Source organism: Actinomadura verrucosospora (genome assembly GCF_039540335.1).
GTDB lineage: Bacteria > Actinomycetota > Actinomycetes > Streptosporangiales > Streptosporangiaceae > Spirillospora > Spirillospora verrucosospora.
Genome location: NZ_BAABEV010000054.1, coordinates 33,566 through 53,792, shown reverse-complemented (window position 1 = coordinate 53,792; position 20,227 = coordinate 33,566). Strand labels below are relative to the sequence as shown.

Genomic DNA, 20,227 nt, shown 5'->3' with positions numbered 1-20,227 from the left:
GGGCGCGCCGCCGCGGCGGGTCCGGCCGGCGGCCGCGGGCGCGTCGCGGTCGACCCAGCCGAGGCTGGGGGGCGGCGGTCCGGCCGCGGGGCGGCGGCGCCGCAGGTGAAGGAAGTCCTCCTTGTTGCCGCAGCCGAATCCGGCTCCGCAGGCGGCCCAGGGCTCGCGGGCCGGCCGGAGCTCGAACCCCTCGTCGAGGACGTTGCCGATGCGGTCCTTGTCCAGGGCCTGGTAGCGCGAGCACCGGTACACGTCGCCGCGGATGCCGATGTAGAAGTAGTCGTGGCCCGCGCTGCACGTCTCCCCGCGCAGGTCCCGCATCGCGGCCATGTTGAGGTCGAGCAGCTCGGGATGCGCGCCGAGGCGGATCGCGCGGTCGATCCCGTCCTCCGCCCGCTCGCGCAGCACGGGCACCATGGCGCCGAGCTCGGTGTGCACGCCGTGCGGCGTGAGGGGGTCGTAGCCGAGGTCGAGGTTGAACCGCAGGCCCGCGTCCTCGGCGGCGCGCCCGAGATCGACGACCTCCTGCTCGTTGTCGGGGAACAGCAGGCCGTTGACGACGACGAAGCAGCCGTAGCGCTCCTGAGCGAAGCGGGCGTTCGCGATGAACCGCGCCAGCGGGATCTCCGTCGGGTGGTAGGTCACCCACAGTGAGATCTTGCCGATGTCCCCCTCGCGGTCGAGCTGCTCAAGGCGGCGCTTCAGCAGCGACCCATTGGTCAGCAGTTCGACGAAGTCGATGTTCGGACGCGTGCTCAGCCCGGCCGCCTTGGACAGGAACGGCCGCGAGGCGAACGGTTCTCCCAATGTCGCCAGCCGGACCCCGATCTGGAACGGCCGGTCGGCGATCCAGTCCACTATCTTCTCGAAGCGGGACCGGTCCTCGTCGGACCAGTCGCCGGAATTGCTCTTGGCGTAGTCGTTGACGGAAACGCAGTACGCGCACCGGAAATTGCAGAGACGCTGTCCGGAGACGTACCAGATGCGAACGCTGCGGGGAGCGGTCTCCTCAGGCACGGCCCACCCCCCGGTGGCAGCCTTTCACCGGGAAGCTGGCGAGCGGGCGGAACTGCCGGCGGGGAAAGTCGGGCAGCTGGTCATGGCACGTTCGGCAGAGATAGTCGTCGGGCGCGTCGGCGACACCGAAGACCCTGCGGCGCAGCCGGACCGCCGCCTCGCTCGTCATCAGCTCGTGCACGGAGCCGGAGCGGATATTGCCGAACTTCTCGCGCTGGTAGTAGTCGTTGCAGCAGATGAACATGTCGCCGCCGACCGAGAAATGCGCGTGGTTCACCGGCCAGCCGCAGCCCCGCAGCCTGCCCTCGACGCGGACGTCCTGGTGGTAGTCCTCCGCCAGCGATCCCGCCCGGTCCGACAGCAGCGTCGAGCGGACCGCGACGCCGCGCGGCTCGAACCGCGCCCGCAGCTCGCCGAGCCGCCGCCGCGCGTCGTCCCCGCCGCCGTTGACCACCATCTCCATCGGCAGCCCGGCGTCGAGCGCGGCCTCGACGCCGGCCAGCGTCCGCGCGAGTCCCCTGGTGCCCGTCAGGTCGCGGAACGAGTCCTCGTCGAGCGCCGGCAGGTTCACCACGAGCTGGAACAGCGTGTCCCCCTGGCGGAGCAGGGCGACCTTCTCCTCGGTGAGCCTGCTGGCGTTGGTGAACAGGCGCAGCTTCAGCCGGTGCTCGCGCAGGACCGCCAGGCGCTCGGCGAAGAAGCGGTCCAGCGTGGGCTCGTTGTAGAAGTGGAACGTGACGTACCGGATCGTGTCGTACGGAGCGATCTTCTCGATGATCTCCTCGAACAGCGGCATCGGCATCGTCGCCGCCGGCTTGCGGTCGAGTGAGACGGGGCAGAACTCGCAGCCCCAGTTGCAGTGCGCCGTGACCTCGATCTGCGCGGTGGTCAGCAGGTAGTCGGCGCACAGGTCCGCGGGGGGCTGCAGCCAGCCGCGGCCGGCCAGGTCGTCGACGACCGCGGGGCCGTGCGCCGCCGCGAGCACCGGCCGCTCCACGGGCGATGCCGCGGCGTCGTTCAGGGCGTCGAGCGCGGCGGCGTCCCCGTGCCAGACCACGGAACGGTCCAGGCCGATCGCCCCGAACGCGGCCCATTCCGGCGCCGTCACGTCGGGATATGCCGGCGTCAGTTCGTCGATCGCGTAGACGACCGGGCTTTCGTCGCCGGGGCGGACGAATGTCAGATAGGGCGAGGTCTGCAGCAGATCCGAAGTCCGCCGTACGCCCGAGGCGGACGCGGGGGTTGATTGCTCAATTCGAGGGGATAATCCATCCGTTCGCAGGTCAGACCCATTCACTCGGGCGCCTCCCAGTTGCCGATGGCTTCAGGTGGTCACACACAAGCGTCATACGGCGGGCGCGGTTCGACATAAACCGCCGCCCGCGGCGGGAGCATCTGGGTGATCTTGACCTAACTTCCCGTGGATTTCAACCCCTTGTCCGCCGGGCGGCTACGGGTTGACGGCGAACGGGGAGGTCGCGCGTATGGAGCGGCGCTCCGCCACTTTTCGGACGGTCGATTAACCGGCCGCCCAGGCTTCCATTCGCCGATGGCGTATCAAGGCTGATCTTTCAACTATTCCGGTGAAGGCGGCCGGCTCGAAAGGGGCGGGCGGCCCGCGGGAAAGGGCGTCCGGCCTGCGGGAAAGGGGCGGGACCGGCATCCTCCGCCGGGACGGCCGGCCCCGCCCGGCGGGTCATCCCTTGACGGTCAGTAGCGGCCGCAGCTCGACCACCGGGTCCGCGACGCCGGCCCGTTCGAGGCTGGACACGACCGGGCCGATGTCCTTGTACACCCACGGCGCCTCCTGCTTGAGGTCGCGCCGCCAGGCGGCCATGACGTCCGCGCGGCGGGTGACCGCGGGGTCGCGGTGGTCGAGGGGCGTGACCACGCGGAACCCGGTGAGGAACGCGTCGAGTTCGGCGTCGCCGGCCCGGGACGCCGCGCCGCGCGGAACGCGGCGGCCGGCGCCGTGGCACGCGCTGGCCAGCGTCCGCGGGTCGCCGCGCCCCCGCAGCACGTAGCTGGCCGCCCCCATCGACCCGGGCACGATGACCGGCTCGCCCCACATCGCGTACGGCCCGCCCGCCGTGTCGGCGTACCCGCCCGCGGGCGTCGCGCCCTTGCGGTGCACGACCGACCCGTCGTCGTGCCGCCACAGCAGGTTGTGCGGGGCGTCGTAGACCAGGTCGCCGGTGAGGTCGCCGCACTCCGCGGCGAGGCCCTGGCGCAGCATGAGCGAGAGGAAGAACCGGTTGCCGACCGCGAAGTTGGCGGCGTTGCCGAACGCGTCGAGGTAGCGCCGCAGCGCGGCCTCGTTCCGCTCGCCGAGCAGGATGGGAAGGATCTTGTTGTCCGGCAGCGGGACGGACGCGGGCCACGCCTTCCTCGCCCGCTCCAGGCCGTCGGCGTTCGCCTGGTGCCCCAGCGACAGCGAGCCGCTGTGCACCATCAGCACGACCTGCCCGGGCTCGAACCCCCAGGCGTAGGCGGCCTGCCGGTCGTGGACCGACGCGACGTACTGCAGTTCGGCGAAGTGGTTGCCGCCGCCGACGCTGCCGATGATGCTGTCGTAGCTGGTCCCGCCCGCACTGTCGATCCAGTCGCGGAACGGCTCGGCGGTCGTGACCGGGTACCGCTCGCCGTGGATCCGGCCCGGCCGCACGTCCTCGGGCCGGTACTGCGACCAGATGCCGCTCGCGGGATCTCCCGGCGCCGCGAGCAGGCCGGGCAGCCCGTCGCGCAGCAGGGCCTCCCGCTGGAGCCCCGACAGCGCGATCCGCCGGCCGCCCTCGAAGAACAGGTGCCGCAGCCGCCCTTCCAGCGCGTCCAGCCGGGGACGGACCTGGTCGACGGTGAGCGAGGTCGTCTCCAGGCGCATGCCGCAGTTGATGTCGTTGCCGACCGCCTGCGGGATCAGCGCGCCGCTGGTCCGCAGCACGGTGCCGATGGGGATCCCGGCGCCCTTGTGGAGGTCCGGAGTGAGCGCGACGCGGTCGATGACCGCGCCCGGGTGCCCGGTCGCGTCGGCGAGCCGCGCCAGGGTGCCGGCGGTTTCGAGCACGGTGAGGATCTCGTCGATGGCGCTGGGCTCTATCGGCACGTCGGCGCCGGCGCAGATCTCGACGGGGATGTCCCACCGGTTGGGGAGACGGAGCCAGCCGTCGTCCATGCGGACGAGGCGGGAATCCTGCGGGGACGCGGTCATGGGCTTTCCTTGGTGGCTGCTGGATTTCGGGCATGGGTCTCAGACGTGATCGTCCAGAGCGGACGCACGGGACATCGCTCCGTGGGCGATGGACTCCCCGAGGTTCAGCAGCCGCGAGGTGGGACGAACATTAGCCGGGCCCGGCGGCCCGGCCAACCGGATTAGTCCGGTGGCACGCGAACGGCGGGGAGGCAGAGCCTCCCCGCCGCCGGGTCACTCAGAGCCGTCCTGACGACTCTGGATCACCGCCGCTCCTAAGGAGGCGACGAGGATCAGGCCGATCGCCGCCAGTCCCAGGGGGCCGGGGGCGGTGTGCGCCGCGACCATCCCCAGGAACGTTCCGAGGAGGGTTCGCAGCGGGGAGAGCATCACGGTCGTGGACGCGAGAAGCCCCCTGTCGAAGGCCCACACCATGACGACTCCGTTGAGAAGCGAGAGGACCATCCCGCTGCACGCGCAGATCAGCAGATACAGCCAGTAGCCGTCGGTGATGCCGGCCCAGTCGCTCTCGAACGCCAGCGCGCCCAGCCCGAGGACGACGAAGCAGGGGATGCCGGCGAGAGTGTTGATCTTCCCGCGGACATCCTTGCCGAAGACCTCCATCTTCCTGCTGTAGTAGGCGTAGGTGGCCGCGGTGAGGAACAGGGTTCCGAGTCCCAGCCCCCAGTCCGGAACGAGCAGGCCCAGCACCTGGATCCGCGGTATCGCGTCGGTGAAGGCTCGCCCGCCCGCGCCGCCGGCCGTGTCGGCGGACAGGAGCCAGATACCGAGCCCGGCCAGGACCGGCCACATGGCGGTCGAGTACCTCCCGCTCCTGGCGTCCCGCACGACCCTGGGGCCGATCAGGAAGATGGCACTGAACAGGAACGAGAGCGGCTGGAGGAGTTGCAACTGAACCCACCGCAAGCCGTTCTGGTAGGCCAGGTTGTTCACCCCCATGCTGAGGCCCAGCAGGAGGGACGGCATCCATACGGACCAGCGGCTTCGCAGCGACGGTCTGAAGAACACCCACATGACCGGCGTTCCGAAGAACACGGAGACGCAGGCCGCCGTCAGCGGCCCGACACTCTTGGTCACGCCCGTCAGCGCCAGGATGAAGCCGTTGGCGACACCCGCCGCGCTCGCGATCATGACCATCGCGAGCATTCCTTTGTCCGCAGCCCGGAGATCGCTCGACAGCGTCTCCAGGTATCTGCGGACGCCTGCGAGCAAAACTCGCGGGCGCCATTTCTTTTCCACCGGAACCCCTTTGTTTGTTGGGGCGCACAAAGGGATCCCGGAGGCGTTGGCCCCGGCCCTTCGTGCGCCCGCTTCCACGGACGACTGAAGAGCCGAGACGGCTTTTTCAGTTTTTATTTCGCGGCGATCTTATCAGGCGAGTGGAAGGGGGAACGGGAACCGTTTCCGTCCGAGAGGCCGCTCCGCCTCGCGCCGCCAGGGGCCGGGCGAACGCCGCCCGGGTGAACACGCCCCGGGTGCTCCGCGGCCGGTGCAGGGGGATCGCCGGAGGGGTCCTCGACGCCGATCTGAAGGGGCGGTGGAGGGCTGGGACCCCATGCGACTACGGAGTGCCATCGGAGGCGTCACGGGAAGTGACGACCTGGACGGCTAATGATCATGCAGCAGTGTGGGTGGTACCCCCTACCGGATTCGAACCGGCGCTACCGCCTTGAAAGGGCGGCGTCCTAGGCCGCTAGACGAAGGGGGCCCGTGGTGGCGGACTTGGTCGCCACTCGACTCGCCAAGTCTAGAGGACGCGGCGGGGCGGCGTGCAAACGGTTACCTCGGAGAGGTGGTGCGCGACGGGGTGACGGTCGGGGACGGGGTGCGGGACGGCCAGTCGGACGGGAACTCCGAGGGGAACGGGGACGTCGGGGACGCGGGCGGGGACGCGGCCGGGGGCTGGGGCGTGACGGGGCGGTCCGGGGCGGGTTCGAGGTGGCGTTCGATCTGGGCGGACGTGAGGCCGAGGCCGCCGAGGCGCAGGTCGTCCCAGCCCTGGAGGCGGTGGCTGGCACGGCTGAAGTAGAGGACGGACAGCTCGATGGGGGTGGGCTCCTCGTGTTCGAGGCCGCGCAGGCCGGCGCCGCCGGTGGAGCCCTGGACGAACAGGCGGGTGCCGGTGGGCAGGAGCTTGGTCGAGCGGGTGTGGGTGTGGCCCGCGAGGACCATGGGGGCGACGCCGGAGAAGCCTTCGCCCTCGGTGGGGTCGTGGGTGACGACGAGGTCGGGGAGCTTGCCCGCCTTGCGGAGCTCGTCGGCGTGCCTGAGGCCCTCGGCGCGGAGCTGGTCGGCGCCGACGTAGTCGTCGCGGGTGCTCTTGTCGGGGGTGAAGCGGGGGTCGCCGAGGCCGTACACGCGCAGGCCCGCCACCTCGCGGGTCTCACCGTCCAGGACGATGGCGTTCTTCTCCCGCCCGACGGCCTTCTGGGTGACCTTGGAGTCGTGGTTGCCGCGGACGTAGACGTAGGGGACCTTCAGGCCGGAGATCTCGTCGGCGAACTTGTCCTCGGGCTTGCTGCCGTGGTCCATCAGGTCGCCGCTGTCGATGATGAGGTCGACCTTGAACTGGGTGCTGACGGACTTGATCACGTTCCAGGCGGCGGGGTTGAGGTGGATGTCGGAGACGTGCAGGACGCGGATGGTGGAGGGGTCGGGCTCGTAGGTGGGGAGGGTGGAGGTGGTGGCGTACAGCTCGGAGACGTTGCCGACGAGGCGGGCGAGCTGGGCGCGGTAGGCGGAGAAGCGCTCGACGATGCTGCGGGCGTCGCCGACGACCTGGGGGGCGTTGGCGAGCAGGCCGGTGTAGCGGGGCTCGGCGATGGACTGGGGGTTGAACGTCCCCCAGGTGATGAGGGTGAGGGCGACGAGGCCGGCGGCGGCGGAGCCCAGGCCGAGCAGGGCGCGCCGCCAGGAGCGGAAGAGGGCCAGGGACGCGACGAAGCTCGTGGCCAGGCCGATGAGGACGGCGCGCAGGAGGAGCTCGGCGAGGCCGTGCCGGAGCTGGCCGGCGATCTGGTCGGTCAGGCGGTCGACCTCGGTGTCGTCCTCGATCAGCTTCTTGGCCTGGTCGGGGCGCAGGTCGGTGAGGCGGGCCTCCAGGGAGACCGGGCCCCCGTGGGTGTCGAGGCGGAGGGAGCCGAGCGGGGGCAGCTTCAGGGTCGTCCCGCCGTGCAGGGACGGGTGCAGGGTGAGCTGGACGTCCGCGGGGCCGACGGGGGTGACGTAGCTGCCGCCGGCGAGGAGGCCGAGATAGCCTCCGGCGAGGCCGACGACGATGACGAGGGAGAACCGCGTCCAGCGGCTGGTGAGGACGGGCCGGGCGCGGCGGGTGACGGGCGAGCAGGCGGCGCGGGCGCGCGCGGCCTGTGCGCGCACGGCGGCGAGGGCCTGGGTCGACGCGGCGCGGACCTTGGGCACGTGTTCCCCTTCTGTCGAGCAGAATGACCAGTGTGATGGAGTTGTCGCGAGAGGCGTTCGAGGACCTCGTGGCGGAGGCTCTCGACAGTGTGCCGCCGGAGCTGACCGCCCACATGCGCAATGTCGTCATCGTCGTGGAGGACGACGCGCCCGAGCGCGGCCTTCTCGGCCTGTACCAGGGCATCCCCCTCACCGAGCGGGGCGACTGGTACGGGGCCGTCCTGCCCGATCACATATCGATCTACCGCCACGAGATCCTCCGGATCTGCGACACCGCGGAGGACGTTGTGGAAGAAGTCCGGATAACAGTCGTACACGAGATCGCGCACCACTTCGGGATCAGCGACGAGCGACTGCACGAACTCGGATATTGATCAGGGAAATGCGCACTGTAGGTCACGCGACTGCCACGCAGCGTGAGTTAATAGGGGAGGGCGCCCGGCACCGGGCGGGCTGAACTGGAGCGTGCGTGGCGGGAAGGCAGACCGGCCGGCATCGTCGTCCGCCGGATGAGCAGGCGACCTACCGCGAGGTGTTCGCGGTGGGCGAGTTCCGCGCTCTCTGGCTCGCGCAGGCCCTGTCGTTCGTCGGCGACCAGCTCGCGCAGGTCGCGCTGGCCGTGCTCGTGTACGACCACACCAGGTCGACGCTGCTCACGGCGCTGATGTACGCGCTGACCTACATCCCGCCGATCGTGGGCGGGCCGGTGCTGTCCGGCCTCGCCGACCTGTTCCCGCGCCGGACGGTCATGGTCGTCTGCGACGTCCTGCGGGCCGGGCTGGTGGCGGTGATGGCGCTCGTGCCGATGCCGGTCGCGGGGCTCGCGGGGCTGGTGTTCCTGACGGTGCTGCTGGGGACGCCGTTCTCCGCCGCGCGCGCCGCGGTCATGCCGGACGTGCTGGAAGGCGACCGATATGTGGCGGGCTCGGCGATCGCGAGCGTCACCCAGCAGATCACGCAGGTCCTGGGCTTCCTCCTGGGCGGCGCGGCCGTCGCCGTCGTCGGGACCTACGAGGCCCTCGGGCTGGACGCGCTGACGTTCGGCGCGTCCGCCGTCGTGCTGATCGGCGGGCTGCGGCGGCGGCCCGCGCAGCGGAGCAGGGAGCCCCAGTCGCTCGGGCTGTGGCGGGGGACGCGCGACGGCGTGCGGCTGGTGTTCGGCGATCCGGTGCTGCGGTCGCTGGTGCTGTTCGCGTGGCTGTGCGCGTTCTACGTGATCCCCGAGGGCCTGGCCGTCCCGTACGCGGCGACGTTCGGGGGCGGGGCGGTGACGGCCGGGCTGCTGCTGGCGGCGATGCCGGCGGGCATGGTGGTGGGGTCGCTGCTGTTCAGCCGGTTCGTCCGTCCGGCGAGCCGGCTCCACGTCATGGGCTGGATGTCGATGCTGGCGTGCCTGCCGCTGATCGGCGCGGGCGCGCATCCGCCGCTGTGGTGCGTCGTCGTGCTGTGGGCGCTGTCGGGCGTCGGCGGCGCCTACCAGCTCGCCGCCAACACCGCGTTCGTGGGGGCGGTGCCCGCGTCGGGGCGGGGGCAGGCGTTCGGGCTCGCCCAGTCCGGCATCCTCGCCGGTCAGGGCGTCGGCATCCTCGTCGGCGGCGCCGCCGCCCAGGTGCTGGGGCCGGAGACGGTGGTGGCGCTCGCGGGCGTCCTCGGCCTGTCGGCCGCCGCGATCCTCACCCTGGGCTGGAACCAGGTCCGCGGCGGCGTCGTCGCCGGGACGCGCGAGCACGTCGAACCCGTCGTCGTCACCCCCTCCGCCGGGGGCGGCGACGAGCTGTCCGGCATCCCGGCGTCCTAGGCGTGGGTGCGGTTCTTGTTGACCGCGTCCTTCGTCTTCTGCACCGCGTCCTGGACGGTCGGGGAGTCGCTCGCCTTCTTGAACAGGTCCTCGGCGACCGACTTCTGCGCGCCCTCCTCGGGGATGAGGAGCCACGCGATCGCGTAGAGCGCGACGCCGGCGCCGCCGAAGATCGTGAAGATGGCCAGGCCGAGCCGGAGGATGTTGGGGTCGACGCCGAGGAACCGGCCCGCGCCGGAGCACACCCCGGCGACCATGCGTCCCTCGTGCGTGCGGCGGAGTTGCCTGCCCGTGGTCTTGTCCATGTCCATGCCTCGATCATGCCCAGCGAAAGGTAACTCTGACATCCGGATTCGCCCTGATTCATCCCTGATCGCACCCCTGCCCGGTCAGGGTCGGCCCAGCGACGTACCCTCGTCGCGGACGGCCCCGGACGGAGGAGACCCCGCATGGACGTGCTGCGCGTAGACGACCGGCTCACCGACGAGGAGCGGATGGTCCGCGACACCGTGCGCGCCTTCGTGGCGGAGAAGGTGGCGCCGCACCTGGCGGCCTGGTTCGAGGACGGGACGTTCCCCGCGCGCGAGCTGGCCCCCGAGCTGGGCAAGCTGGGCCTGCTCGGCATGCACCTGGAGGGCTACGGCTGCGCCGGGACGAGCGCCGTCGCCTACGGGGTGGCGTGCCGGGAGCTGGAGGCGGCCGACTCGGGGCTGCGCAGCTTCGTGTCCGTCCAGGGCTCGCTGGCGATGGCGGCGATCCACAAGTACGGCTCGGAGGACCAGAAGACCGAGTGGCTGCCGAGGATGGCCGCGGGGGAGGCGATCGGCTGCTTCGGGCTGACCGAGCCCGACCGCGGCTCCGACCCCGGCGACATGCTCACCCGCGCCGTCCGGGACGGCGCCGGCTGGGTGCTGGACGGCGCCAAGATGTGGATCACCAACGGTTCGATCGCCGACGTCGCGGTGGTGTGGGCGCGCACCGACGACGGGATCCGCGGCTTCCTCGTCCCCAAGGGCACTCCGGGGTTCACCACGAGCGACATCCACCGCAAGCTGTCGCTGCGGGCATCGGTCACCTCCGAGCTGGTGCTGGACGGCGTGCGCCTGCCGGAGTCGGCGATGCTGCCCGGAGTGAAGGGCCTGAAGGGCCCGCTCGGCTGCCTCTCGGAGGCCCGGTACGGGATCCTGTGGGGCGCGGTCGGGGCCGGGCGGTCCTGCTACGAGGCGGCCGTCGACTACGCCAAGACCCGCGTGCAGTTCGGCAAGCCGATCGGGTCGTTCCAGCTCACGCAGGAGAAGCTCGCCTGGATGGAGGTCGCACTCGGCCAGGCGGGCCTCGTCGCCCTGCACGTCGGGCGGCTGAAGGACGAGGGGAACGCGACCCCGCAGCAGGTCTCGTTCGGCAAGCTCGCGAACGTCCGCGCCGCGCTGGACGTGGCCCGGGAGGCCCGCACCGTCCTCGGCGCCAACGGGATCACGCTCGAATACCCGGTGATCCGGCACATGAACAACCTGGAGAGCGTCCTGACCTACGAGGGCACCCAGGAGGTTCACCTGCTGACCCTCGGGAAGGCCGTCACCGGGCTGGACGCCTTCCGTTAAGCAGTGCTCGACCCCTCCGCGTAGGGTTAATCACTGGACGTCCTGTATCCGACCTGGGCAGACTCGCCCGGTCAAGCGATCTACACGAGGGAGCGGCATGAGAGTCGGCATCGTCGGGGCCACCGGACAGGTCGGGGCCAAGATGCTCGAGATCCTGGCCGAAAGAGGATTTCCGGTCGACGAGCTGCGGCTCTTCGCCTCCGCGCGCTCCGCGGGCCGCAGGCTCCCGTGGAACGGCGGCGAGGTCACCGTCGAGGACGCGGCGGCCGCCGACTACACCGGGCTCGACATCGTGCTGTTCTCCGCGGGCAAGACCACGTCCAAGGAACTGGCGCCGAAGGTCGCCGCCGCCGGAGCCGTCGTGATCGACAACTCCTCGGGCTGGCGGATGGACCCGGACGTCCCGCTGGTCGTGGCGGAGGTCAACCCGCACGCCGCGAGGCAGCGCCCGAAGGGCATCATCGCCAACCCGAACTGCACCACGATGGCCGCCATGCCGGTGCTGCGCCCCCTGCACGCCGAGGCCGGGCTGACCGCCCTCGTCGTCTCCACCTACCAGGCCGTCTCCGGCAGCGGCCTCGCCGGCGTCGCCGAGCTGCACGACCAGGCCGCCAAGACCGTCCAGACCGCCGACCGGCTGACCCACGCCGGGACGGCCGTGGAGTTCCCCGAGCCGTCGGTCTACGTGCGCCCGATCGCGTTCAACGTGCTCCCCATGGCGGGCTCGATCGTCGACGACGGCCTCGCCGAGACCGACGAGGAGCAGAAGCTCCGCAACGAGAGCCGCAAGATCCTTGAGCTTCCGGACCTGAAGGTCTCGGGCACCTGCGTGCGCGTCCCCGTGTTCACCGGCCACTCCCTGCAGGTCAACGCCCGCTTCGAGCGCCCGCTCAGCCCCGAGCGCGCCAGCGAGCTGCTGGCGGGGGCGCCCGGCGTCGTCCTCTCGGACGTCCCGACGCCGCTCCAGGCCGCCGGCCAGGACCCCACCTACGTGGGCCGCATCCGCCGCGACGAGACCGTCGAGAACGGCCTCGCCCTGTTCTGCTCCGGCGACAACCTGCGCAAGGGCGCGGCCCTCAACACCGTCCAGATCGCCGAACTGGTCGCCGCCGAGGGCTAACGGCGCCCCCGCACCTCCAGGGTTTCGAGAAGGGCGGCGGTGCTCCGCGCGATCTCCTCCACGGCCCGGTCGAACGCCTCCGCGTTATGCGAGGCGGGCGCCCGGAACCCGGAGATCTTGCGCACATACTGGAGCGCCGCCGCCCGCACGTCCTCGTCGGTGACGTCGTCGGAGTACGGCGGTCGAAGCGTCTTGATACTGCGGCACATGACTCAAGTCTGCTCCGCCCCACCGACAACCCGCACCGTGCCGCCAGGCAGGCGAGGCGATTCCGTCGCTGTGCCCTCCCCCGCCGGGCCAGAGGCCAGGCGGAGGAGGGCACTGCGATCGACACAGCCTGCGGCTACTTGGTGATCTTGATGGTGTCGAGGCCGGCCTCGATGAGGCTGCCGGTTCCGTTGTCGGCGGCCTCGGCGACGATGCGGACGGTCTGGCCGGCGTAGGCGGAGACGTCCGCGGTCTGCGTCTGCCAGGAGCCGGCGCGGTTGGCCGCCGCTCCGGCCTGGTCGAGGACGGTCGTGGAGCCGTTCGGCCCGACGACCCGCACCCGCAGGTAGTCGTCGGTGGAGCTGTTGTTCAGGTGGGCGAGGTACCAGGAGAACGACAGCGTCTTCGAGCCGGCGGGCAGCGCGATCGCGGGCGACTGGACGGTGGTGGTGCCGCCGTCGAGGTCGTAGGTCCCGGCGTCGGTTCCGGCGGCCGCGCCCGTCACGAGCGCGCCGCTGCCGCTCGCGGCGGCGAGCTGCAGGTTGGTGCCGGAGTAGCTGGTCGGCTGCGGGGTGCCCCGCTCCCAGCGGCCCGCGGTGGCGGTGTCGGTGCCGTTCGGGTTGGTCGTCCAGCCGGTGCCCGATTCGAGGTCGTCGGTGAAGACGGTGTCGCCGGGCGGTTCCGTGGTGCCCCCGTCGCCGCCGAGCGTCCAGACGGCGTGGGCGATGGCGTCGGCGTTGCGGTCGAGGGCGGTGTCGTCGATGTTGGACGTGGTGTCGCAGGACGAGTGGTAGCAGCGGTCGAACGCGACGCCGGCCTGGCCGCCCCACAGCTGCGCCTGCTGCGTCGTCTTGCGTCCCTCGGCGCCGGTGAACAGGCCTCCGGCGGCGATCCCGTACCGGATGAACGGCCCGTAGTCGGAGCGTCCGTCGAACGCGGTGTCCTGGACGGGCACGTTGATCGACTGGAAGTAGGCGCGCAGCGTCTGCTCGATCTCGGCGGATCCGGCGGGGCCGCCGCTGCCGCTGGAGCCGTCGCCGTCGTAGGCGAAGTAGCCCGGGTTGGGGGAGCCGACCATGTCGAAGTTCAGATAGCCCTTGATCTTCGACCGCTCGGTGGAGGCGAGGTTGTTGACGTAGTTGGTGGAGCCGACGAGGCCGAGCTCCTCGGCGCCCCACCAGCCGAACCGCAGGTGCCGCTTGGGCGCGTACTTCTCGCGGGCGATGGTGAGGGCGATCTCCAGGTTCGCGGCCGAGCCGGAGCCGTTGTCGTTGATGCCGGGCCCGGCCGTGACGCTGTCGAGGTGCGCGCCGGTCATCAGGACGTTGTTCGTGTCGCCGCCCGGCCAGTCGGCGATGAGGTTGTAGCCGGTGGAGCCGTTGTAGGTGAACGACTGGACGCTGGTCTGGTAGCCGGCGGCGTCCAGCCTGCCCTTCACGTAGTCGATCGAGGCGCGGAAGCCGGGGCGGCCGTGGGCGCGGTTGCCGCCGTTGGCGGTGGCGATGCTCTGCAGCTGGGACAGGTGCGCCTTGACGTTGGCGAGCGAGATGTCGGGGGCGGCCAGCGGGGCGGGCGCGGCCGCGGCGCCGGACGGGGCGAGCAGGGCCGACGCCGCGAGGGCCGCCGCGCCCAAGCTCGCGATCATGCGCGATCTCATGCGTTCCTCCAGGTAGGGCGCGGCCCGCGACGGGGGAGCGGGCCCCGTCGCGGGCCGCGGGCGGGGGGCGGTCAGGCCTTGGTGATGGTGACGTTGTCGATGCCGGCCTCGACGAGGCTGCCGGTTCCGTTGTCGGCCGCTTCGACGAGGATGCGGACGGACTGGCCGGCGTAGGCGGACAGGTCGTACGTCGCCGTCTGCCACGCCCCGGCCTTGTTGGCCGCGGCGCCGCTCTGGTTCAGCACGGTGCTCGACCCGTTCGCGCCGACGACGCGGACGCGCAGGTAGTCGTCGGTCGAGCTGTTGTTGAGGTAGGCGAAGTTCCAGGAGAACTTCAGCGAGAGGGTGCCGCTCGGCAGGCTGATCGCCGGCGACTGGACGCTGCTGACGCCGCCGTCGAGGTCGTAGGTTCCGGCGTCGGTTCCGGCGGCCGCGCCCGTCACGAGGGCGCCGCTGCCGCCCGCGGCGGCGAGCTGCAGGTTGGTGCCGGAGTAGCTGGTCGGCTGCGGGGTGCCCCGCTCCCAGCGGCCCGCGGTGGCGGTGTCGGTGCCGTTCGGGTTGGTCGTCCAGCCCGTCCCGGACTCGAAGTCGTCGGAGTAGACGGAGCCGGGCTGGCCCTGCCCGACGGTCAGCGTGTAGGTGGCCGTGCGGTCGACGGACGCGCCGTCGGCGAGCACGGTCAGCCGGTAGGTGCCGTCAGCGGTCCCGGCCGGGACGGTGACGGTCATCGTGGACGACTGCCCCGAGGTGATCGTGGATGGGGAGAACGTCGCGGTCGGGCCGGACGGGCTGCTCGTCGCCGACAGCGAGATCTGCTGGGCGGTGCCGCCCGTGGTCTGGGTGGCGACCGTGGCGGTCGCCGTCCCGCCCGCCTGGGCGCTGCCCGAGCCGGGGCTCAGCGTGACCGAGAAGTCGTTCTGCTGGGTGCCGCAGGCCGCCTCGCCGCTCTGCGCGGGAACGTTGATCGCGCTCCACGCCGCCTTCACCGCGTTGCACTCGGTGGCCGAGCCGGGGAACAGCTGCAGCGCCGCGTTGATCGTCTCGACGCGGGCGCGGGCGTGGCTCCAGCTCGTCACCTTGCGGTTCAGGCCGCCCATGAAGATCTGGCCGGCCTTCTGGATGCCGATGCCGGTGACGGTGGAGTTGTTGCAGGTGGGGCTGGTCGGGTTGCCGTTGCTCGGGTTCGAGCCCTCGGCGAGCAGGTAGAACCAGTGGTTCTGCGGGCCGGCGGCCGCGTGCACCTCGGTGCTGGGGATCGAGGACGAGTAGCAGTTCGGGTCGCCCAGCGCGGACGGGTTGTACATGTTGCGGATAGGGCCCTGGCCGACCAGGTCGACCTCCTCGCCGACCAGGTAGTCCGGCGGGTCGAGGGTGGCGGGCTCGTTCATGTAGTGCTCGGTCAGCGCGCCGAAGATGTCGCCGGCCGACTCGTTCATCCCGCCCTTCTCGTTCCCGTTGCCGCCGCTGTCGCCGCCGGGCGTGGTGGTGAAGACGGCGTGGCCGTTCTCGTGGCCGACGACGTCGACCGAGGTGGCCTGCTTGGTGCCGGCCTGGTTGTGGCCGAAGTTGGTGTAGCTGCCGTTCCAGTAGGCGTTGACGTCGCTCAGGCCGACGCGGAGCGGGAAGCCGCCGCCGCTGCCGTTGATGCCGTTGCGGCCGAGCCAGGAGCCCAGCATGTCCCATTCCTTCTGGACGGCGTAGAGCGCGTCGACGCAGGCGGTCTCCAGGTCCGTGCCGCTGCCGCTGCCCCAGGCGCTGTCGGTGCCGGTGTAGGCGGAGCCGTTCTGGCCGCCGCACCGGATGCCGGAGCGCTGCGGGTCGGTCATGGACGTGGCGGCGGTGCTGAGGTCCACGGTGCCGTGGTAGTAGCTGCGGTCGTCGGCAGCGTCCCGGACCTCGTCGTAGGTCTTGACGACCTTGCCGCTCTTGGCGTCGACGAACACGTGCAGCTTCGTCGGGGCCTTCTTCTGGGTGCCGCTGACGACGGTCTCGTAGACGAGCCGTCCCGCGCCTTCGGCGAGCACCGTCAGGCGGGGCGTGGAGGCGGTCTCGACCTTGGACACGCGGGCGCGCGAGGTCCTGGCGGCCTCCGCCTCGCCGACCGATGCCCTGGTCGACACGTCGAGCGTGCGGGTCTGGTCGACGGAGGTGCTCAGCACGCCGCCGCTCGCGTTGGTGGTGACGACGAAGTCGCCGCCGTAGACGGGCAGGCCGTCGTAGGTGCGCTCGTAGGCCACGTACTGGAGGCCGCGCAGGCCCGAGGTGACCCCGCGCCGGACGATCTTGTCCTTGGGGGCCTTCTTGAACGCGGCGGGCTTCGCCGCGACCAGGCGGTCGGCCGAGGCGGCGGCGACGGCGCGGGGGTCCGGCTTGGCCGGGGCGCCGGGGGCGGTGCGGGGTGTCGCACCTGAGGCGGGCGAGGACATCGCCACGGCGAGGCCGACGGACAACGCCGCCGCCCCGATCGCGGTCTGGTGTCGCACGGGGGTGCTCCTTCCACGTGCCGGGCGGGCGGAGGGGGTGGGCACGTGGAGGCCCTTGTAAGAGCGCTCCATGAACCGCCGCCCGCCCGGCGGGGGGTTTGGATGGGGGACTCATCCGGATGAGCTGACCCGAAGTGCACCCTGGTTGGAGAAAGGTGTCAATAAATCCATTTGGTTCTGGATTTTCAATCCTGCCGGGCGCCTCTCTGAAATCCATTGAATTCCGTGGCGGAGCAGCGCGAACGGGCCGGGCCGGGAGATCGGCCCGGCCCGGCGGGCAGGGAACCGCGAGGGCGGCGCGCGCGTTGAGACGCCGGCCGCCCGGCGGGGTCGGTCAGGGGGCGATGCGGCGGCAGAGCCAGGAGAGCGCCAGGGGGTAGCGGTAGTCGATGCCGCCGTGACCGGCGTCGAACAGCTCGAAGTGGATCGCGTCCTCGGCGACGCCGGCGTCGAGCAGCGCCCGGTGGAACGCCTGCGCGCCGATGTCGAGGTACCACTCGTCGCGCGTGCCGCCGTCGATCCAGATCGCCCGCTGCGAGCGCATCGCCTCGGCGTGCTCCGGCACCATCCGCACCGGGTCCCAGGCGAGCCAGCGCTCCCACACCCGCGGCCGGAGCACGCCGGTGACCGGGTCGAACGGCAGCTCGGGCGTGCCGTCCTCGCGCGCGGAGTAGCACGCGGCCATGCCGAGGATGTTGAGCAGCTCCATGTCCTCGGGCTTGGTGAACGAGGTGCGGCTCCTGAAGTCGTCCCACCAGCGCAGGATGTCGCCGTCGTACTTGCGCAGGTGCCGGACGCACTTGGGGAACTCGGTCAGGTAGCAGTACTCGAACAGGGCGTCGCCCGCGTGCGTCGCGAGCGCGCCGAACAGGTCGGGACGGAGCATCGGCGTGATCATCGCGCCGTAGCCGCCGCTGGACTTGCCGCTGATCGCCCGGTGCTCGGGCGCGTCGAGCGTCCGGTAGTGGCCGTCCACCCACGGGACGATCTCGTCGCAGATGTAGGAGTGGTAGCGGCCGGTGCCGGGGGAGTCGACGAACTGGCTGCCGCCGTGCGCCGTCCAGGCGTCCACGAACACCACGATCGCGGGCGGCGCCTCCCCGGAGGCGAACACCTCGTCGGCCGTCTCGGGGAAGGGCCGCCGGTAGGGCGTCCGGTTGCGCCAGATCCCGACATGGCCGGTGAAACCGGTGATCACGTAGACGCTGGGGTAGCGGCGGTCGGGTTCGTCGTCGTAACCGGGCGGTACGTACACCAGCACCGGCCGCTCGTGCGGGTCGTCCAGCGGGTTGCCGCGCAGCAGCTCGCTGCTGACGACGTGGTCTTCGAGGCGGCCGGCGAGATCGGCGGACCACGGCTGCATTGCGTACTCCCTCGTCGCAAGCGGATGATCACCTTGACGCTAACCCATGGCCGGGACGGCGGGACGGGGCCGCCGCCGGGCGCGGGTGTCACAACGCGGCCGCGTTCTCCGTCCCTCTTGGGAAGGAAGGGGACAGATATGACCGACAACGCCGCACTGCTGCGGGACCTGCACCGTCCGGGGGAGCCGCTGCTGCTGCCCAACGTGTGGGACGCGGGGAGCGCGAAGATCGTTCAGGAGGCCGGATTCCCGGCCCTCGCCACCGCGAGCGCCGCCGTGTCCGCCATGCTCGGCTACCCCGACCACGAGGGGGCGCCCGTGGAGGAGATGCTCGCCGCCGCGGAGCGCGTGATCCGCGCGGCGACCGTCCCCGTCACCGTGGACGCCGAGGCCGGGTACGGGCTGCAGCCGGGGGAGCTGGTCGAGCGGCTGCTCGCCATCGGCGCGGCGGGCTGCAACCTGGAGGACACCTACGCCGGGGAGCTGGCCGAGCCGGAGGCGCAGGCGGAGTACATCGCGGCCGTCCGGGAGGCGGCCGGCGACGCCCTGGTGATCAACGCCCGCGCCGACACGTTCGTGGCGAAGCTCCCGGACCCGGTCGAGTCCGCGATCGCGCGGGGACGGCTGTACCTGGAGGCCGGGGCCGACTGCGTGTACCCGATCGCGGCGCCGCCGGACGCCGTCCCGGCCCTGGTCAAGGGGATCCCGGGCCCGGTCAACGCGAACAACTTCCCGGGCACGTCGCTCGCGGAGCTGGCGGAGATGGGCGTCGCGCGCGTCTCCTACGGCCCGATGCCGTACCTGCGCGCGCTGGACTCCCTGAAGGAGTTCGCGGGCCGCGTCCTGGCGATGGAGAACCCCTACGCCTGACCGGGCCGCCCGCCGCACGGACGTTCGGCCTCGGCCTCCGTGCGGGTCGCGTGTGAGGGCGCTCTCTTCCCGGGCGCCTTGCAAGTGCGCACTTACGATGGCACAGTGAGACGAAATTCGACTCGTTGTATCAATCGTGGGCGCAGGCGCGAGCCCGTACGGAGGTGGGGCCGGCATGACCGCGACCGTGGAGGAGACGCCGCCGAAGGTCGTCCTGGACTCGATCAGCGGGGTGGCCCTGGCCGCCGCCGCGTCCAACGTCGTCATGCAGCTCTCCCGCCTCCCCATCGGGCACGGCGTCGCGGAGAGCACGGTCGACAGCGGCCGCGTCGACAAGCACCCGGTCAAGCGGGCCCGCACCACGCTCAGCTACATCGCCGTCGCCATGCTCGGCACCGAGGCCGAGCGCGAGGCCATGCGCCGCGAGGTGAACCGCGCGCACCGGCACGTCCGCGCGAAGGAGCCCGTCGCCTACAACGCGTTCGACCGCGACCTCCAGCTGTGGGTCGCCGCGTGCCTCTACGTGGGCGTCGAGATGATCTACACGATGCTGTACGGGACGCCGTCGCGCGACCAGGCCGCCGACCTGTACCGGCACGGCGCCCGCTTCGGCACCACCCTCCAGGTCACCCCGGACATGTGGCCGCCGGACCGGGACGCCTTCGAGGACTACTGGCGGGAGGGCCTGGCGAAGATCGAGATGGACGACGTGACCCGCGGCTACCTGCGCGACCTCGCCGAGATGCGCTTCCTGCCCGCGCCCGTCCACCGGACGTTCGGACGGTTCCACCGCTTCCTGACGATGGGCTTCCTTCCCCAGCCCTTCCGCGACGAGCTCGGCTTCCCGTGGACGCCCCGCGACCAGGCGCGCTTCGACCGCTTCGTCCGCGTGCTGGCGGTGAGCAACCGGGCCCTGCCGCGCCCGGCCCGCGAGTTCCCCTTCAACCTCTACCTGCGCGACGTCCGCCGCCGCCTCAGGACCGGGCGCCCGATCGTCTGACCCCCGGCGCCCCGGTCAGCGGCGCGCCGTGACGCGGCTGGGCAGGGACGCGAAGCCGCGGTCGTTGGAGGAGCGGACCCGCCGGGCCGCGTCGATGTCGATCTCGTAGTCGGCGACGACGTCCGCGATCGCGCCGAGGGCGATGCGGGCCTCCAGCCGGCCGAGGTTCGCGCTGAGGCTGTGGTGCCGCCGCGGCGCCGACGAGCAGCAGGACGCGCGCGTCCGCCGGGATCGTCGCGCCGTGCAGCTCGACGTCCTCGGTGGTGGTGCGGGCGAGCGCCTGCGACGGCGGGTCCCAGCGCAGGGTCTCCTCGATCCAGTCCTCGACGCGCCCGCCGTCTCCTGGAAGCAGCGCCTCCGCCCGCTGGTCGGGGTGCCGCCAGGCGGCGTGCCAGGCGTTGCCGAGCGTCAGCATCGTGGTCTCGATGCCCCGCCCCGACGAGCAGGATCAGCACGCCGACGATCTCCTCCGGGGTGAGCCGG

17 protein-coding genes and 1 tRNA gene are annotated in these 20,227 nt (G+C 71.6%); 6 read left to right on the top strand and 12 right to left on the bottom strand.

Translation table 11 applies throughout. The annotated features are described in order from the left end of the window. From ABD944_RS37070 to ABD944_RS37045, 6 genes are all read right to left on the bottom strand, one after another. Positions 1-1,017: radical SAM protein (locus ABD944_RS37070; RefSeq protein WP_345185159.1), on the bottom strand; the 1,017-nt coding region annotated here is incomplete at its 3' end. Further along, positions 1,010-2,125 (bottom strand): radical SAM/SPASM domain-containing protein, encoded by a 1,116-nt coding sequence (locus tag ABD944_RS37065; RefSeq protein WP_345185156.1) that lies wholly within the window; start codon positions 2,123-2,125, stop codon positions 1,010-1,012. The genes ABD944_RS37070 and ABD944_RS37065, both read right to left, overlap by 8 nt. A 588-nt stretch (positions 2,126-2,713) precedes the next feature. Continuing rightward, the gene (locus ABD944_RS37060; RefSeq protein ID WP_345185154.1) at positions 2,714-4,225 is read right to left on the bottom strand and encodes an RtcB family protein; all 1,512 of its coding nucleotides are present in this window, start codon (positions 4,223-4,225) and stop codon (positions 2,714-2,716) included. Between the two features lie 213 nt (positions 4,226-4,438). Next, positions 4,439-5,362: a DMT family transporter gene (locus ABD944_RS37055; RefSeq protein ID WP_345185152.1), complete on the bottom strand. Its 924-nt coding sequence runs from the start codon at positions 5,360-5,362 to the stop codon at positions 4,439-4,441. Positions 5,363-5,857: 495 nt separating this feature from the next. After that, positions 5,858-5,933, bottom strand: a tRNA-Glu gene (locus ABD944_RS37050). A gap of 71 nt (positions 5,934-6,004) precedes the next feature. Next, positions 6,005-7,645: a metallophosphoesterase family protein gene (locus ABD944_RS37045; RefSeq protein ID WP_345185150.1), complete on the bottom strand. Its 1,641-nt coding sequence runs from the start codon at positions 7,643-7,645 to the stop codon at positions 6,005-6,007. A 23-nt stretch (positions 7,646-7,668) separates the two neighbouring features. Here ABD944_RS37045 and ABD944_RS37040 point away from each other — a divergent pair, with 23 nt between their 5' ends. Then, positions 7,669-8,019 carry a metallopeptidase family protein gene (locus tag ABD944_RS37040; protein WP_378190846.1) on the top strand — a complete coding sequence of 117 codons (351 nt, stop codon included), beginning with the start codon at positions 7,669-7,671 and terminating at the stop codon, positions 8,017-8,019. A gap of 95 nt (positions 8,020-8,114) precedes the next feature. Beyond that, a complete protein-coding gene (locus ABD944_RS37035; protein WP_345185147.1) occupies positions 8,115-9,443 on the top strand; it encodes an MFS transporter in 1,329 nt (442 codons plus the stop codon). Here the strand turns inward: ABD944_RS37035 and ABD944_RS37030 are convergent. After that, positions 9,440-9,754 carry a PspC domain-containing protein gene (locus ABD944_RS37030; protein WP_345185144.1) on the bottom strand — a complete coding sequence of 105 codons (315 nt, stop codon included), beginning with the start codon at positions 9,752-9,754 and terminating at the stop codon, positions 9,440-9,442. The two genes, ABD944_RS37035 and ABD944_RS37030, sit on opposite strands and share 4 nt — an antisense overlap. 138 nt (positions 9,755-9,892) lie before the next feature. Between ABD944_RS37030 and ABD944_RS37025 the strand changes: the two genes are divergently transcribed. After that, positions 9,893-11,044: an acyl-CoA dehydrogenase family protein gene (locus ABD944_RS37025; RefSeq protein WP_345185141.1), complete on the top strand. Its 1,152-nt coding sequence runs from the start codon at positions 9,893-9,895 to the stop codon at positions 11,042-11,044. 97 nt (positions 11,045-11,141) lie between these two features. Then, positions 11,142-12,164: an aspartate-semialdehyde dehydrogenase gene (locus tag ABD944_RS37020; protein ID WP_345185137.1), complete on the top strand. Its 1,023-nt coding sequence runs from the start codon at positions 11,142-11,144 to the stop codon at positions 12,162-12,164. Here ABD944_RS37020 and ABD944_RS37015 read toward each other — a convergent pair. The 4 genes from ABD944_RS37015 to ABD944_RS37000 form a co-directional block, all read right to left on the bottom strand. Continuing rightward, a complete protein-coding gene (locus ABD944_RS37015; RefSeq protein WP_179844599.1) occupies positions 12,161-12,373 on the bottom strand; it encodes a DUF2277 domain-containing protein in 213 nt (70 codons plus the stop codon). The genes ABD944_RS37020 and ABD944_RS37015 overlap by 4 nt on opposite strands. Before the next feature lie 134 nt (positions 12,374-12,507). Continuing rightward, positions 12,508-14,016 carry a M28 family peptidase gene (locus tag ABD944_RS37010; protein WP_345185135.1) on the bottom strand — a complete coding sequence of 503 codons (1,509 nt, stop codon included), beginning with the start codon at positions 14,014-14,016 and terminating at the stop codon, positions 12,508-12,510. 83 nt (positions 14,017-14,099) lie between these two features. After that, positions 14,100-16,511, bottom strand: a complete 2,412-nt coding sequence (locus ABD944_RS37005; protein ID WP_345185132.1) for a M4 family metallopeptidase — start codon at positions 16,509-16,511, stop codon at positions 14,100-14,102. A 334-nt stretch (positions 16,512-16,845) separates the two neighbouring features. Beyond that, positions 16,846-17,874, bottom strand: a complete 1,029-nt coding sequence (locus ABD944_RS37000; RefSeq protein WP_345185129.1) for an alpha/beta hydrolase — start codon at positions 17,872-17,874, stop codon at positions 16,846-16,848. 138 nt (positions 17,875-18,012) lie between these two features. On the opposite strand from ABD944_RS37000, the gene ABD944_RS36995 reads away from it, so the two are divergent. Both ABD944_RS36995 and ABD944_RS36990 read left to right on the top strand, forming a co-directional pair. After that, the gene (locus ABD944_RS36995; protein WP_345185127.1) at positions 18,013-18,744 is read left to right on the top strand and encodes an isocitrate lyase/PEP mutase family protein; all 732 of its coding nucleotides are present in this window, start codon (positions 18,013-18,015) and stop codon (positions 18,742-18,744) included. Positions 18,745-18,919: 175 nt separating this feature from the next. Continuing rightward, positions 18,920-19,744 carry an oxygenase MpaB family protein gene (locus tag ABD944_RS36990; protein ID WP_345185125.1) on the top strand — a complete coding sequence of 275 codons (825 nt, stop codon included), beginning with the start codon at positions 18,920-18,922 and terminating at the stop codon, positions 19,742-19,744. Here ABD944_RS36990 and ABD944_RS36985 read toward each other — a convergent pair. Further along, entirely contained in the window at positions 19,719-20,159 is a 441-nt protein-coding gene (locus ABD944_RS36985) for a cytochrome P450 (protein WP_345185122.1), read from the bottom strand. The genes ABD944_RS36990 and ABD944_RS36985 overlap by 26 nt on opposite strands. Positions 20,160-20,227: the final 68 nt, after the last annotated feature.